Source organism: Aliiroseovarius sp. (genome assembly GCF_965228805.1).
Classification (GTDB): Bacteria; Pseudomonadota; Alphaproteobacteria; order Rhodobacterales; family Rhodobacteraceae; genus JASBTN01.
Map to the genome: position 1 here is coordinate 1,870,478 of NZ_CBDDIE010000003.1, position 13,747 is coordinate 1,884,224.

A 13,747-nucleotide genomic window follows, 5' to 3' on the forward strand; every position below is an offset into this window, starting at 1 on the left:
GATGCGCCGTTATTTGACACTCGTTTTTGCCTTCCTGCTGACACTTAACACCGCTTCTGCCGAACCCATTGGGCAGGTGGCGTCCCTCACCCCGACCCTGCGTGGTGATGCCGGGCGCCTGTCACTGGGCGCGCCGGTTCATGCCGGGGAAGAGATCACCAGCTCGGCCTCGGGACGCGGGCAGTTGCTGTTTCTGGACCAGACCACCCTGTCGATTGCGCCCAACAGCCGGATCACGCTGGATCGTTTCGTTTATGACCCTGACCGGGGGGTGGGTGAGGTCGCGCTGGGCCTGACCCGTGGCGCGCTGCGCTTTATCGGCGGCAAGACGACCCAGCGGCAGGAGGGGGTGATCACCACGCCTTCGGCGACCATCGGCGTGCGCGGATCGTCGGCCCTGATCTGGGTGCAGAATCCGGGGCGCAGCCTGGCGGTGTTCCTTGCGGGCGAAAAGCTGTGCCTGGAGGTGGGCGGGGCGCGCCATTGCACCAATCGCAAGGGCGGGGTGTTGACCAATGAGGGCTACCAGGGGCGGATCGCGCCTGAGAGCCTGGCGCAGCTGTTGGAGATGATCGACGGCCCGCCCGGCCCGATGCGCCCCGGCACACGGCCCTGGACTGGGATCGAAGACGGCGCGCCGCCGGATCGCGGGCCGGTGTCGACCACCGGGGAGGAGCCGGACGAGGGGGCGCAGGAGCGCGACTTCCTTCGGGACACGCTGACGGGCATTCTGCCGGAGCCCAGCGTGAACCCGGGTGATCCCGTTGCCCCTGTGGACCCTGTGGACCCGACCGATCCGATTGATCCGGGTGGGAGCAACTGTGATGATCCGACCTATGTGGCGGACTTCTATGGGGGGGATTTTGACCTGTGCGTGTTGGAGGAAGGCGGGGTGCCTATCGACCCGAGCTGTGCGTTGAGCCCGTCGCAGGTGCTGGACCAGGCAGAGGGGCTGCCAGTTGCTCGTCTGACCTGTCTTCCGTGATGCGCAGTTGAAACGCCTGCCCTGCTTGACGAGCTGATCGCCTGCGGCGGGCGGGGTGCTCCCGCCCCGCGCCTACGCCCCTGTGGGGCTGGTCACGGGTTGGGCCGGGCGCGGTTTGCTGCGCAAACCGCGGGGGCTGCACCCGTCAGCGCTTGTCCCGGGCGGTATGGGCGCCGGTCCAGTCTGGGCCGGGTGGGGTCGTGCGGCAGGTCTGGATCCGGGAGAGGTAGAGCGCGGCCAGCCTGTCGAGTGGCCAGCCGTCGAGGGCTTGCGTTGCCAGGGCAGCGAAGGCCAGTTCGGCGGTGTCCCAGTTACGGGCCAGGAAGGCGGCGCGCGCCTGGGCCAGGCGATGGCAGAGGGCGCGCGTCTCGGGTGTGGCCGGGGCAATGCTGTGCACAGGGATTGGTGCGCTGCGGCCTTTCACGGTGACCAGGTCAAGCTGTGGGGCAATGAGGCCCGTCGGCAGGTCGCCTATGCTGTCGGGGCCTGCACAGTTGCCAACGCCATAGAGCCTGGTCAGCCCTTCGAGCCGTGCGGCCAGGGTCACGCTGTCGCCGATGCATGTATAGCTAAGCCGGTTCTGTGACCCCATAAGCCCGACCTGGCAGGGGCCGGTGTTGAGGCCAATAGAGACCTGGACCGGAGGCTGGCCCTGACGTTCGAGCATCAGGTTGGCCTGATCCACAGCGCGGGTCACGGCAGGGACGGCGGTGCAGGCGCGGGTTGCGTGATCCGGGGTCTCGATCGGTGCGTTCCAGAAAGCCATCACCGCGTCGCCCATGAACTTGTCGATGGTTGCTCCTTGGGCGACCAGGGCCTCGGACACGGTGGAGAGGAACCCGTTTACCAGACGAACCACATCCGCCGGGGGCATGTTCTCGGTCAGGGTGGTAAAGCCACGCATGTCGACGAACATGACGGAAAGGGTGCGGTCGGCCCCTTCGGGTGTCAGCGCGCCCGCCGGGTCGTCGGCCACCTGGGCCAGTAAGGCAGGCGGTAGGAAATAGGCGAACCGGTCACGCACCGCGCGTCGGGCGCGCTCCTTGGCAAGGATGCCCAGGGTGGTGCCGGGCAGGTAGAGGCCAAGCACTGCGAGCATCGGCCAAAGCGGGTCCAGAAGCAGCCCTTTGCCGAAGGCGAGCCAGGCTACCGCAGGAGGAAGGGTGAATGCGATGGCCGCGGTGGCGAGGCTGAGCACCGGTCGTTGGCGCAGCAGTACCAGAGTCAAGGTGGCTACCAACGCCAGCAGGGCCAGCACCTCGGTCCCGCGCGCCCAGTCGGGGCGGGCCAGGAACTGCCCGGCAAGGATCTGCTCCAACACTTCGGCATGCAGGGTGACACCGGGCACATGGTCAGACAGCGGCGTGGCGCGGATGTCAAAGAGCCCCTGGGCAGAGCTGCCGACCAGAACGATCTTGCCCGCCACGGCGGCCTCCAGTGCGGGGTCGTGATCCGATACCGACAGCACCTGTTCTGCCGGGGTGATCCGCTGCGGATAATGGCCTGCGAAATGCACGCGAAAACGGCCCTGGCCATCCAGTGGCGCCTCGAACGCGCCGATTTTCAAGGCAACGGGGCTTGCTTTGCCGCCCTCGCCGGAGCCCTGGCCGGTGCGCAGCACATAGCCGCCCGCGCCCTGGGCGACGCGCAGCAGTTCGGCGGAAAGGGATGGCAGCAGGCTGTCTCCCAAGCGCGAGACCATGGGCACAGCGCGCACAATGCCGTCGGAACCACGCCCAAGGCTGACCAAGCCGAGTCCCGCGGCGGGTTCCTGCAACGCGGCCAAGTTGTCCAAGGCGCCGGGCCAGCCGATCAGGGCGGCATCGGGCCGTGTGCCGGTAAAGGCGATCCCGGCCTTGGCGGCGGGCACCGAGCCCCGCGGGGCACCGGCGAAAGACAGGACGGTTGGACCACTGCCGATGGAAGTCGCAAAGATCGCATCATGGGCGGGCAGGTCGGGCAGCTCAAGCTGCGGTCCGCCGAAGCGCGCCCAGCTTTCGGATATCTGCTCGGGCGAGCTGCGGTCGGGATCGGCAAACAGGATGTCATAGCCGACCACCGCCGCGCCGTGCTGAAACAGCTGGTCGTTCAGCCGGGCCAGATAGCTGCGCGGCCAGGGCCATTGGCCGAAGGTTTGCAACGCGACCTCGTCGATGTCGATGATATGCACCGGCGCATCCGGATCGAAGGTGCGTGGCTGGGCGCGCATGAATGCGTCGTGCAGCGCATCCGTGGCACGGGTGGCCAGGGGGGGAGCGATGGAGGAAAGCGCCAGCGTGATCAGGGCAACGGCCGCCCCCAGCACCAGGGTCCAGCGCCGCGCAGTCATTCGCTGGGCACAAGTGCTGCGGTGGACGGGTCCGAGCTGGGGTGTGTGGAGGGATCGACCTCGGCGCCGGGCGATACCTGCTCGCGGGTTGCTTGCGTGTGGATCGGCACCGAATTGGCGACCTTGGCCGCCAGATCCTTGCCGAATAGCGCCACCATTGCATTGTTCAGCGGTGCCGAACGGCGCATTGCCCGCTGCAGCCCAGCCGTGTCAAAGCTGACGTACGCGCTGCCCTTCGACACGAAAACCGAGGCAGACGAACGCCCACCGTTCAGAAACACCAGCTCGCCTGCGAAGGCCGGACCGTGGGCCGCATAGGTCCGACCCAGTTTCTCGATCTCGATCCGGGTGGGGAACAGGAAAAAGAACCGGTCAAGTGTTGCACCCTCGGTGATGATCTCGGTGCGGGTCGGGGCCTTGTGCCAGGTCGCGTGTTTCATCACCCGGCGGAATTGTCCCGGGCGCAGGGTTGGAAAATGCTGATAGAGCCGCTTGGCATCGTCGGACATGCGCAGGGTGGTGCGTTCGAAGACGATCAGCACGATCAGTCCGGTGTTGATCGCCACCAGGAAGGTATTGGTCGCCACGGATTGCAGGATCGGCACAGGTTGCAGCGCATAGAAGAGGATATCGCAAACCATGCCCGCCACCACCAGGCTGCGCAGCGCAAGCTCGTCGCGCACCAGGTAGCCCAGCGACTTCAGCGCCAGACCAAGGAACAGAATGCCCGCAAGGTAATGCGTGATCATGAAAGCCTCGGGTCAAAATTGATCAATTGGTCCAAGTGTAATGCCAGCCGAACTTGCGTGCGGGCAAGTGATGATTTCGTGACCCCGGCGAAGTGGCATCGTTGAACGTCAGACGGATTTGACCGTTGCGGCGTAGACTGACCCAAGTTTCGAAAAACGGACAAATATGCGGGCTGTCCGAGAATATCCGGTTTGAGCCCAAGTTGTCGGATGCTGCGGTGAGCACGAATGATGGCTCACCATTTTTCAAGTTGCATCGGCCCGGATCTTGCGCATTGACCTTTTCGTTTCCGGACTGCGCATGAATCGGATCGCTCGAAAACCCGTCATTGCCCTAGCAGATCAATTCACACTGATCGAAAGGCAAAGAAATGGAACTCAGCGATAAAACCTTCATCGTCACCGGAGCAAGTAGCGGAATTGGAGCTGCCGCCGCCCTTTTGCTCGCCTCAGCAGGAGCCAACGTTGTCCTCGGAGCCCGCAGAAAAGCTGAACTTGAACAAATTGCAGGGCAGATCAGGCACAGCGGCGGGCATGCAGTTTGCCTGTCCGGCGACGTCAGTGACGAGACCTATTCTCAGGCTCTTGTGACTTGTGCAAAGGACGAATTCGGCGGTCTTGACGGCGCGTTCAACAACGCGGGGATGACGGGAGAGTTGGGACCCGTCCCCGATATGCAGTCCAGCAATTGGCATGCAGTCTTGGATGTGAATCTGAACAGCGGCTTCTATGCCGCAAAGTACCAGATACCTGCGCTTCGCGAAAACGGTGGTGGGTCCATTGTCTTCACGTCTTCATTTGTGGGGCATACGATAGGATTGCCGGGCATGGCCGCCTATGCCGCCGCCAAGGCTGGCCTGATTGGTATGGTCCAGGTGCTCGCGGCGGAACATGGTACAGAGAACATCCGTGTCAATGCCCTCTTGCCCGGAGGCACCATGACCCCCATGGCAGGTGATGATGCCAGTTTCCACGATGTCGTGCGTGGCCTCCATGCGCTATAACGGATGGCTGAGCCGACAGAAATTGCGCAAGTTGCATTGTTCTTGCTTTCTGAGAATGCGTCATTCGTGACCGGCAGTGCCATAATTGCCGACGGTGGAAATTCGATAAACAAGTTCTAGACACAAAGAGCGGACATTGGCCGTCAAGCGTCGATGTCTGCTTCGTCCCGCGCAGCCGGCATTGGGTCAGAATTGCTTGGTGATTGGGCCAATGATGCATGACGCGCCGCGCTGATTGGATTCAGAAAACCGCTGGACAAGAGCCAATGGTCCACGACGCTCAACAGACATGTATCTGCACGATTTCTGCACATCTTCTGAACGGAACCTGCGCGCGAGGCGGGCCATGACGGGGCCATGTTTTGAACGGAGGACATCATGGCCAAGGAATTCATCCTGCGGGGCGTGCCCGCATCAATCCTGAATGACAGCTGGTGGTTGGGCAGCACGCCAAGCGACGCGAGTGGCGTGACCGGGCGGGAAGAAGTGCCGCCGGACCCGGGTGCGGCGGTGGGCCCCCTGGGGCGGGCCGGGCTTGGCCTTCTGGGACTGATCATCGCGGCGGATCTCCTGTTCTGGAAGGTGAACCCGGGCCTGTCCCTGGCGATCTTCGCCGGGCTGATCTTTGCGGTGGCGTCCTGGCTGGGTCCGCGGCGGCGGTCGCTGGTCGGCCCCATGGCGGTGCTGGGGCTGGGTTTGTTGCCGGTGGTGGAACATGTACAGACCCTGTCGGTGGGGTTCCTGTTGGCAGGACTGATCGCCGCGCTGGTGCTGGTGCGACTGGCACCAGGGGCCGGGCGAGTTGCCTTCGCCTCAGGTGTTGAACGGCTGATCCGTGCCCTGCCCGTGGCAGGTCTGGAGCGGCTGAGGGTGGTGTTTCCGCATCTGCCCGCACTTGGTCTTGCAGAGATTGGGAGGTTGAGCGGCTATGTCTCCGAAGGGCAGGGCGGCCTGGCCCAACGTCTTCGGGCGGGGCTGCGAAACTGGGCCTTTCCGCTGGGTGGTGCGCTGGTGCTCTCGGCACTGCTGATCGGGGCTAACCCGGTGCTGGAACTGGCGCTGATCGAACTCTTCGCGGTTGATGTGGACCTGGTCGAGCTTGCGCTGCGCGCGGTGTTTTGGCTGGGTATCGGCCTGATCCTCTGGCCGCTCTTGAACGCGCCGGAGGCCGGAGAGGCCCCCACGCCCCTGCCGGTCCTGTCCCTGCCCGGCTTCGGGCTGAACCCCGGATCTGTCCTGCGGGCGCTGATCACCTTCAATGCGCTCCTGGCAGTGCAGAGCGTGATGGACCTGTCGATCCTGGTGGGCGGCGCCAGCCTGCCCGAGGGGATGAGCCACGCCGAATATGCCCATCGGGGGGCCTATCCGCTTCTGGCCACCGCGATGCTGGCGGGTGCCTTTGCCCTGGCCGCGCGACCGTTCTTGGGGGAGCACCGGTTGCTGAAGCCGCTGGTGATGCTCTGGCTCGGCCAGAATGTCGCGCTGGGCCTGTCGGCGATGCTGCGTCTGAACCTCTATGTCGGCGAATACGGGCTGACCTATCTGCGCATTCATGCAGGCATCTGGATGGGGCTGGTGGTGATCGGGCTGGGCCTGACCGCCTGGCAAATCCTGCGCGCGCGGTCGAATGGCTGGCTGATGCTGCGGGCGGCGGGGCTGGGGGTGGCGACGCTCTATGCCTGCTGCTTTGTAAACTTCGCGGCGATTATCGCCGAGGAGAACATCGAGCTGGCGGCCCGAGGGCAAGGGCAGACCCTGGACTATCGCTACTTGTGCGGACTTGGGCCCATGGCGGACCGGGCCATTGGTGAAGCGTTCCTGCGACACCCCGATCTGGCCAGCAATTCACTGATGCATACCTGTTGGCGTGATGATTTGCCGGGCAGTGGAGATCCGCGCGAATGGGGCTTTCGTTCCGCGCGCGTCCGGGCCTATCTTCTGGAGGCATATCAGGGAAAGACGCCGTTATGAAAATCCTGCTGGTCGATGACGATCCCCGCCTGCGCGAGCTGGTCGGGCTGGCGCTGGAACGCGCGGGTTATGCGGTGATCACGGCGGCGGATGGGCAACTGGCCCTGACCCACGCCGCCCGCGAGGCGCCGGATCTGATCGTATTGGATGTCGGCCTGCCGGAGCTGGACGGGTTCGAAGTTTGCCGCCGCATCCGCGCGCGCTCGGACGTGCCGATCCTGTTCCTGACCGCCCGCGATGACGAGATCGACCGCGTTCTGGGGTTGGAGCTGGGGGCGGATGACTATGTGACCAAGCCGTTTTCTCCGCGCGAGTTGGTGGCCCGGGTGCGTGCGATCCTGAAACGCACCGGCAACGGGGCTGCGCGGGATCGGCTGGCTCATGGCGGGATCGAGATCGACCGGGCGGCGCATGTCTGTCGGGTTGGCGGCGCCCCTCTGGCGCTGACCGCGACCGAGTTCGCCCTTCTTGGTCAGTTGATCGAGGCCCCCGGCCAGCTGCGCAGCCGGGCGCAGCTTGTGAACGCAATTTGGGGCGCACATAGCCCGGTCTCGGACCGCACCTTGGACAGCCACCTGCGCAACCTGCGCGGCAAGCTGGCGGGTGCCGGGGCCGAGGATGCGGTGGAAACTGTGCATGGGGTCGGCGTGCGCCTGCGGGGGGCGGGCTGATGGCGCGCAAGTGGCGCCCGTCGCTGGGGTTCGTGCTGGGCGGGGCACTGGCGGGCACTTTGGCGCTGTCGCTCGTCGGGCTGGTGGTGCTCAGATACCTGGGGCCGGAGATCGGCTTTCGTCCCGCAGCGGCGATCCTGGCCACGGGGATCGGGCTGGCGACGGCGGGGCTGGGCTGGCTGCTGGTGCGGCTGCTGCTGCGGCCCATTCGTGCGTTGGAGGATTACGCGGCCCAGGTCCGTGCCCGGCCGCGCGATCCGGTCGATCCGCCGCACCATTTCGGCACGCAGGAGCTGCGGGCAACGGCGGACAGCGTGATCGACATGGCGGGCACGCTGCGGGCGCGCGAGGCGACCATTCGCAACTATACCGACCATGTGACCCATGAAATCAAATCGCCCGTGGCGGCGATCCGGGCGGCGTCCGAGTTGTTGTCTGATGGGGATCTGACCGCCGAAGACCGTGCCCTGGTCGGCCAGATCGAAGGCGCCGCGGCGGAGATCCAGACCCAGCTCGACGCCCTGCGCGACGCGGCCCGCGCGCGTGAGCCGCGTCATGTCGGGCGGGCACGGGTGGCGGAGTTGGAGTTGAGCCATCCCGGGTTGCGCATCGAAGTCGAGGGGGAGGCCGAGTTGCCCCTGTCTCCGGACGGGCTACGCCTGGTGCTGCGGCACCTGATCGACAATGCGGCGGCACATGGGGCGGGGCGGGTCATGGTGAGGTCCGAAGAGCTTCCAGGTGAGGTCGTGCTGCGCGTCGCAGATGACGGGCCGGGCGTCTCTGAAGGTAACCACGCCCGGGTCTTCGATGCGTTCTTCACCACCCGGCGCGAGGCGGGCGGCACCGGGATGGGGCTGCATATCCTGCGCAATGTGGTTGAGGCCCATGGCGGGAGCGTGACCTTGGAACCGGGTGGGCAGGGTGATCAAGGCGCGCGGTTTCGGGTGAGTTTTCCGGTCTGAGCCAGGCACACCCCGAGGCGCGCAGCGCCGAGGCAAGCGTCCCGATTACGGGGCGCGTCGCCCGGCAGCGGGCATTGCCCGCGAGAGGGCCACCGCCCCGCAGGGGAAAATTATTTCAAATAATTTTGCTTTCGGTGGCCGCGCTGCGCGCGGTGTCCGATTTCCCAGTACGGGAAATCGGGGCGCTTAGGCGAACGCGATATCAACAGACCCGAACGGTCCGAAATCGGCGTGGATGCTTGTGCCCGAGGGGCATTCCACGGGCCGGATGAAACTGCCTGACAGGATCACCTGGCCGGGCTCGATGCTCTGGCCATATTGCGCCATGCGGCGCGCGAGCCAGACCACACTTTCGACCGGGTCGTTGAGCACGCCCGCGCCCAGGCCGGTTTCCTCGATCTCGCCATTTCGGAAGGTGAGCGCCCCGACCCAGCGCAGGTCGAAAGCGTCCACGACGTGGCGTTCGCGCCCCAACACGATGCCCGCATTGGCCGCATTGTCGCTGATCGTGTCAAAGACGGTGCGCGCTTTGCCGGTTTCGGGATCCACGCGTTGGATGCGGGTATCCAGGATCTCGATCGAGGGCGTGACGAAATCGGTTGCCGCCAGTACATCCGCGCGTGTGACATCTGCGCCGCCCAGGGCATCCTTCATGACAAAGGCGATCTCGGCCTCGATGCGGGGCTGGATGAAACGCCCGGCGGGCACCGTGGCGCCGGTATCGAACAGCATGTCGTCGAACAGGATGCCGCTGTCGGGAATGTCGATGTTCAGCGCATATTGCATCGCCTTCGAGGTCAAGCCGATCTTCCAGCCGATCACACGGCGTCCCTCGGCCAGCTTGGCACGATGGATCGCGTTCTGCACCTTATAGGCGTCGTCCATGCCCATCTCGGGATGGCGCAGGGTCAGAAGGCCGATTTGGCTGCGGGATTTCTCTGCCGTCAGCAGGTCGGCGGCGGCCTGTGCGTGATCCTCCGGCGTCATGCCACCACCTCATCCTCGATGCCATTGACCAGCTTGCCGATGCCTTCGACCTCGATCTCGACCACATCGCCCGGTTTCAGATAGCGCGGTGGGTCGAAACGTGCGCCGGCGCCAGTGGGCGTGCCGGTGACAATGATGTCGCCTGGCTGAAGCGTCATGAAGGTCGAGATATAGGCGATCTCCTCGCGGATCGGGAACATCATGCGGGACAGCACATCGTCCTGGCGCACCTCGCCATTCACCCGCGTCACGATGCGTGCGTTATCGAGCTGTGCGGGGTCGGTGAAGGGCACCAGCCACGGCCCGATGGCGCCGGACTTGTCCCAGTTCTTGCCTTGGGTGACGTTGAACTTCGCGTGGCGCACCCAATCGCGGATCGTGCCCTCGTTGCAGAGCGTCAGCGCGGCGATGTGGTCATATGCGTGCTCGGCCGCGATGCGCCGCCCGGATTTGCCGATGACAATGGCGACCTCGCCCTCGTAATCCAGCGTGTGGTTTTCCGGCGGGCGCACGAGGTTTTGCCCGTGCCCAGTGAATCCGCTGGCGAAACGCGGGAACAGCGACATGTACTTTGGCTGCGCGCTGCCGTCCTTGTATTCGGCGTTGCGGTCCGGGAAGTTCACGCCGACGCAGAGGATGCGCGGGGCGTTGGGGATCGGGATCTCGTAGGTGAACTCCCGATGGGTCACCGTGCGGCCCTTGGCGACTTCGGCCAAGGCCGGCAACCCGCCCGCGCGGATCACCTCCAGCATGGTCGGCCATTGCGGGAAATCGGGCGACAGGGCGATGGCCCCCTCGTCGGTGATGGCGCCGTAGAAGGGCGCGCCCTCGGCGGTGTAGCTGGCAAAGCGCATGTGATGCGTCTCCATTTCTACCGGTCACCGTTTTCTTCGAAGAAAACGGGCCGGAATTTTCGAAAATTCCGGGGATCCGTGCTTACTGAACCGGGAAGATCACGTTGACCTGGCCGGTGCCGGAGCTTGGGAAATAGGGCGAGACGACTTCGCATTTGGCGTCGTACTTATCCCACCCCAGCGCGCCGTAGAGCATCGCGGTGTCGTGCATCGATCCTTCGCCGCAGCAGAAGTTCGCATAGTCGCCCAGCATCTTCAGGAAGGTCGCGTGGTCGCCGTTCTTCCACATCTCCAGCACATGCAGGTCCATCTGGCGGTTGAATTCCGAGCTGATGGTAAAGGTGCCGTTGTTGGCGGCATAGTCCTTGTTGGCCCAGATCTTGTGGCTCAGCGAGCCCGACGCGACCAGCAGCACTTTCTCGTCCGAAGCCTCGACCGCCTCGCGAATGGCCTCGCCGACCAGGCGGCTTTCATCGTGTCCGTGTACGGTTGCCCAGGCGGCGATCGACACGACTTTCATGTCATGTTCACGGCTCATGAAGCGCATCGGCACCAGGGTGCCGTATTCCAGTTCGAGGCTGTCCAGGTGGTGCGCCAGGGTGTAGACGCCCTTGTCGGACGCGATCTTGGCAATCGCATCGCCCATCTCCGGGTTGCCGTCATAGGCATAGGGCAGGTCCTGGATGAACTGCGGGAATTCGTTCGAAGTGAACAGCCCCTCGAACCGCGCGTTGGCGTTGATGTGGAAGCCCGCGTTGATCACCCAGTGGGTGTCACAGATGATCACCGTGGTGGCGCCCAGCTCCTTTGCCCGGCGCGCGATTTCATAATGGCCTTCGATGGCCGGTTGGCGCTTGCCCTGAATGGGCCCCTCCTGTTCCGACATCAGCATGGTCGGCACGTGGGTCATCTTGGCGGCGAGTACGATTTCACCCATGTCTTTTCCTCCGCTTCACGCGCCCAGGCGCGGGATTTTGTGATCGCCGAGCGCCAGCCCGACATGTTTCTGTTCCATGTAAAACTCAAAGCTCCAGTCGCCGCCATCCCGGCCGATGCCCGAGGCCTTCACGCCCCCGAACGGGGTCGGCAGGTGGCGCACGTTTTCGCTGTTCACCCAGATCATGCCCGCCTCCAACTTGTCGGTAATGCGCAGGGCGCGGGTCAGGTCGTTGGTCCAGAGGTAGCCGGTGAGGCCATAGGCCGTGTCATTGGCGATCTCCAGCGCCTCTTCCTCGGTCGAGAACGGGATTGAGGTCAGGACCGGGCCGAAGATCTCCTCCTGCGCGATGCGCATCTTGTTGTGGGCATTCGTGAACAGCGTGGGGCGCACGAAGTAGCCCTTGTCGCCGACACGTTCCCCGCCTGCGGCGACGGTCGCACCGTCTTCCTTGGCGATGCCGAAATACGAGGTCACCTTGGCGAAATGCTCCTCGCCGATCATCGGGCCGATCACGGTTTCGGGGTCCAGCGGGTGGCCGACCTTGATGTTGTTCACACGCTCGATCAGGCGGGCTTCGAACTCGTCCTTGATGCTGTCTTGCACCAACAGGCGCGAAGACGAGGTGCAGCGTTCGCCGTTGATTGAATAGATCATGAAAATGACCGCATCCAGCGCACGGTCCAGGTCGGCATCCTCGAAAACAATCACCGGGTTCTTGCCGCCCAGCTCCAGATGCACGCGTTTCAGCGTATCGGCGCCCTGTTTCTGGATCAGGCTGCCGGTGCGGCTTTCGCCGACGAAGGCCAGCGCCTTGATGTCGGGATGTTCACACAGTGCGCGGCCCGCCTCTTCGCCGTAGCCATTGACCAGGTTCCAGACGCCGGGGGGCAGGCCTGCCTCCTCGGCGATTTCCATCAGGATGCGGGCAGAGACCGGGCTGAGTTCGGCCGGCTTGTGCACCACGGTGCAACCTGCCGCCAGCGCCGGGGCGATCTTCCAGGTCGACAGCATGAAAGGCGTGTTCCAGGGGGTAATCACGCCCACCGGGCCGATCGGCACGCGGGTGGTCAGGTTCATCAGCGTGGGGGAGCGCAGCTGCTTGCCGTCGCGCGCCGAGCCGACCTGATCGGCGAAATAGCGGAAGTTCTCGGCCCCCCGAATGGCGGCTTTGGACATGAAGCGCAGTGCCTGACCGGTGTCCCAGCATTCGCAGAAGGCAATTTCCTCGGCGCGGGCCTCGATCCCCTCGGCGATTCGGATCAGGATCTTCTTGCGCTCGGCTGTGGGCATGTCGCGCCAGGTCGGGAAGGCGGCAGCGGCGGCCTTGGCGGCGGCATCCATATCCTCGGCTCCGCCTCGCGCGACGGTGCAGATATGGCTTTCATCCACGGGGCTGGCATTGTCGAAACTGCCCAGGGATCCCGGCACATCCTGCCCGCCGATGCGGTTCAGGATGCCGCCGTCGCGGAACCGGGCCATATGGGCGGTCATCTTTTCGATATTGGCGGTCAGGTCGGACATCGGGGCTCCTTCAGCGCGAATCTGCGATCTATTGATTAACATGTTAAGCAAATTGAGGGTGGGCTTGTCAAACCCTTTTCCTGACCAGGGGCAATGGCGAAAAAACACCACCCTTCGGGACGTTGCGGCAGGGGGAGTGACAGGGCGTCCAAGGGCCACTATCTGTTTGAAGGTGTTGCGAAGGACAAAGACATGGAACCGACACTCGCATTGATCTTTCTGGCGGCCAGCTTGGGTGACATGGCCATAAACCATTGCCCGACCGATGGGTGCCTTGCGCGCGGACAGGAAACCGCGCGCTATTCGATCGCCACGGGGGGGCTGCACAGTCAGGACCGCTGGGATGGCGGCGAGGTTTACCTGCGCTATGACTTGCCGGTCAACTATGGTCCGTTTCAACCGGTCATCGGCGCCTCGGTCACGGATACGAAGGACCTGTGGGTCGGGGCCGGTTTTGCCTCGACCATCGAGTTCGGTGACAGTGGGTGGTACGCACAAGGCAGCCTGATGCCCGGCCTATATGCGCGGGGCGACGGGGTGGATCTGGGGCATGCGGTCGAGTTCCGCTCGGGGATCGAACTGGGGTATGAAAACCGTCGTGGGCTGCGCATTGCCCTGTCCTATGACCACCGTTCGAACGCTTCGCTGGATCGCGTAAATCCGGGCATGGACCTGTTCAGCGTTCGCGTCTCTGTGCCGCTGAACTGATACTGCCGCGAATTTGAGCGCGCTGCGTAGGGGCGCATAAATTTTTGGCATTCGATCACGAAACCC

General features: G+C 64.3%; 11 protein-coding genes and 1 pseudogene. 6 read left to right on the forward strand and 6 right to left on the reverse strand.

Annotation, left to right across the window (positions count from 1 at the left end):
• Window position 1 precedes the first annotated feature (1 nt).
• Window positions 2–985 (forward strand): FecR family protein, encoded by a 984-nt coding sequence (locus ACO07D_RS10395; RefSeq protein ID WP_421702869.1) that lies wholly within the window; start codon window positions 2–4, stop codon window positions 983–985.
• 145 nt (window positions 986–1,130) lie between these two features.
• Here ACO07D_RS10395 and ACO07D_RS10400 read toward each other — a convergent pair whose 3' ends face one another.
• Window positions 1,131–3,314: a CHASE2 domain-containing protein gene (locus ACO07D_RS10400; RefSeq protein WP_421702870.1), complete on the reverse strand. Its 2,184-nt coding sequence runs from the start codon at window positions 3,312–3,314 to the stop codon at window positions 1,131–1,133.
• Window positions 3,311–4,063: a hypothetical protein gene (locus tag ACO07D_RS10405; protein WP_421702871.1), complete on the reverse strand. Its 753-nt coding sequence runs from the start codon at window positions 4,061–4,063 to the stop codon at window positions 3,311–3,313. Before ACO07D_RS10405 ends, ACO07D_RS10400 begins: the two co-directional genes overlap by 4 nt.
• Window positions 4,064–4,434: 371 nt before the next feature.
• On the opposite strand from ACO07D_RS10405, the pseudogene ACO07D_RS10410 reads away from it, so the two are divergent.
• From ACO07D_RS10410 to ACO07D_RS10425, 4 genes and pseudogenes are all read left to right on the forward strand, one after another.
• Window positions 4,435–5,187: pseudogene (locus tag ACO07D_RS10410) on the forward strand (SDR family oxidoreductase).
• A gap of 258 nt (window positions 5,188–5,445) precedes the next feature.
• The gene (locus ACO07D_RS10415; RefSeq protein WP_421702872.1) at window positions 5,446–7,038 is read left to right on the forward strand and encodes a DUF4173 domain-containing protein; all 1,593 of its coding nucleotides are present in this window, start codon (window positions 5,446–5,448) and stop codon (window positions 7,036–7,038) included.
• Window positions 7,035–7,709, forward strand: coding sequence for a response regulator (locus ACO07D_RS10420; protein ID WP_421702873.1), 675 nt, complete (start codon window positions 7,035–7,037; stop codon window positions 7,707–7,709). The genes ACO07D_RS10415 and ACO07D_RS10420 overlap by 4 nt, the downstream gene beginning before the upstream one ends.
• Window positions 7,709–8,671: a sensor histidine kinase gene (locus tag ACO07D_RS10425; RefSeq protein WP_421702874.1), complete on the forward strand. Its 963-nt coding sequence runs from the start codon at window positions 7,709–7,711 to the stop codon at window positions 8,669–8,671. The genes ACO07D_RS10420 and ACO07D_RS10425 overlap by 1 nt, the downstream gene beginning before the upstream one ends.
• Window positions 8,672–8,857: 186 nt before the next feature.
• Here ACO07D_RS10425 and hpaH read toward each other — a convergent pair whose 3' ends face one another.
• From hpaH to hpaE, 4 genes are all read right to left on the reverse strand, one after another.
• Window positions 8,858–9,658, reverse strand: coding sequence for a 2-oxo-hept-4-ene-1,7-dioate hydratase (hpaH, locus tag ACO07D_RS10430; RefSeq protein WP_421702875.1), 801 nt, complete (start codon window positions 9,656–9,658; stop codon window positions 8,858–8,860).
• Window positions 9,655–10,512 carry a fumarylacetoacetate hydrolase family protein gene (locus tag ACO07D_RS10435; protein WP_421702876.1) on the reverse strand — a complete coding sequence of 286 codons (858 nt, stop codon included), beginning with the start codon at window positions 10,510–10,512 and terminating at the stop codon, window positions 9,655–9,657. Before ACO07D_RS10435 ends, hpaH begins: the two co-directional genes overlap by 4 nt.
• An 82-nt stretch (window positions 10,513–10,594) precedes the next feature.
• Window positions 10,595–11,449 (reverse strand): 3,4-dihydroxyphenylacetate 2,3-dioxygenase, encoded by an 855-nt coding sequence (gene hpaD, locus ACO07D_RS10440; protein WP_421702877.1) that lies wholly within the window; start codon window positions 11,447–11,449, stop codon window positions 10,595–10,597.
• Window positions 11,450–11,464: 15 nt separating this feature from the next.
• Window positions 11,465–12,973 (reverse strand): 5-carboxymethyl-2-hydroxymuconate semialdehyde dehydrogenase, encoded by a 1,509-nt coding sequence (gene hpaE / locus ACO07D_RS10445; RefSeq protein WP_421702878.1) that lies wholly within the window; start codon window positions 12,971–12,973, stop codon window positions 11,465–11,467.
• 192 nt (window positions 12,974–13,165) lie between these two features.
• On the opposite strand from hpaE, the gene ACO07D_RS10450 reads away from it, so the two are divergent.
• The gene (locus ACO07D_RS10450) at window positions 13,166–13,681 is read left to right on the forward strand and encodes an acyloxyacyl hydrolase (protein ID WP_421702879.1); all 516 of its coding nucleotides are present in this window, start codon (window positions 13,166–13,168) and stop codon (window positions 13,679–13,681) included.
• The last annotated feature ends 66 nt before the right edge of the window (window positions 13,682–13,747 follow it).

Coding starts and splice junctions, on each gene's coding strand:
- hpaH (WP_421702875.1), bottom strand. CDS start 9,658: ATGACGCCGGAGGATCACGCACAGGCCGCCGCCGACCTGCTGACGGCA.
- ACO07D_RS10395 (WP_421702869.1), top strand. CDS start 2: ATGCGCCGTTATTTGACACTCGTTTTTGCCTTCCTGCTGACACTTAAC.
- ACO07D_RS10450 (WP_421702879.1), top strand. CDS start 13,166: ATGGAACCGACACTCGCATTGATCTTTCTGGCGGCCAGCTTGGGTGAC.
- ACO07D_RS10425 (WP_421702874.1), top strand. CDS start 7,709: ATGGCGCGCAAGTGGCGCCCGTCGCTGGGGTTCGTGCTGGGCGGGGCA.
- ACO07D_RS10415 (WP_421702872.1), top strand. CDS start 5,446: ATGGCCAAGGAATTCATCCTGCGGGGCGTGCCCGCATCAATCCTGAAT.
- hpaE (WP_421702878.1), bottom strand. CDS start 12,973: ATGTCCGACCTGACCGCCAATATCGAAAAGATGACCGCCCATATGGCC.
- ACO07D_RS10420 (WP_421702873.1), top strand. CDS start 7,035: ATGAAAATCCTGCTGGTCGATGACGATCCCCGCCTGCGCGAGCTGGTC.
- ACO07D_RS10400 (WP_421702870.1), bottom strand. CDS start 3,314: ATGACTGCGCGGCGCTGGACCCTGGTGCTGGGGGCGGCCGTTGCCCTG.
- hpaD (WP_421702877.1), bottom strand. CDS start 11,449: ATGGGTGAAATCGTACTCGCCGCCAAGATGACCCACGTGCCGACCATG.
- ACO07D_RS10435 (WP_421702876.1), bottom strand. CDS start 10,512: ATGCGCTTTGCCAGCTACACCGCCGAGGGCGCGCCCTTCTACGGCGCC.
- ACO07D_RS10405 (WP_421702871.1), bottom strand. CDS start 4,063: ATGATCACGCATTACCTTGCGGGCATTCTGTTCCTTGGTCTGGCGCTG.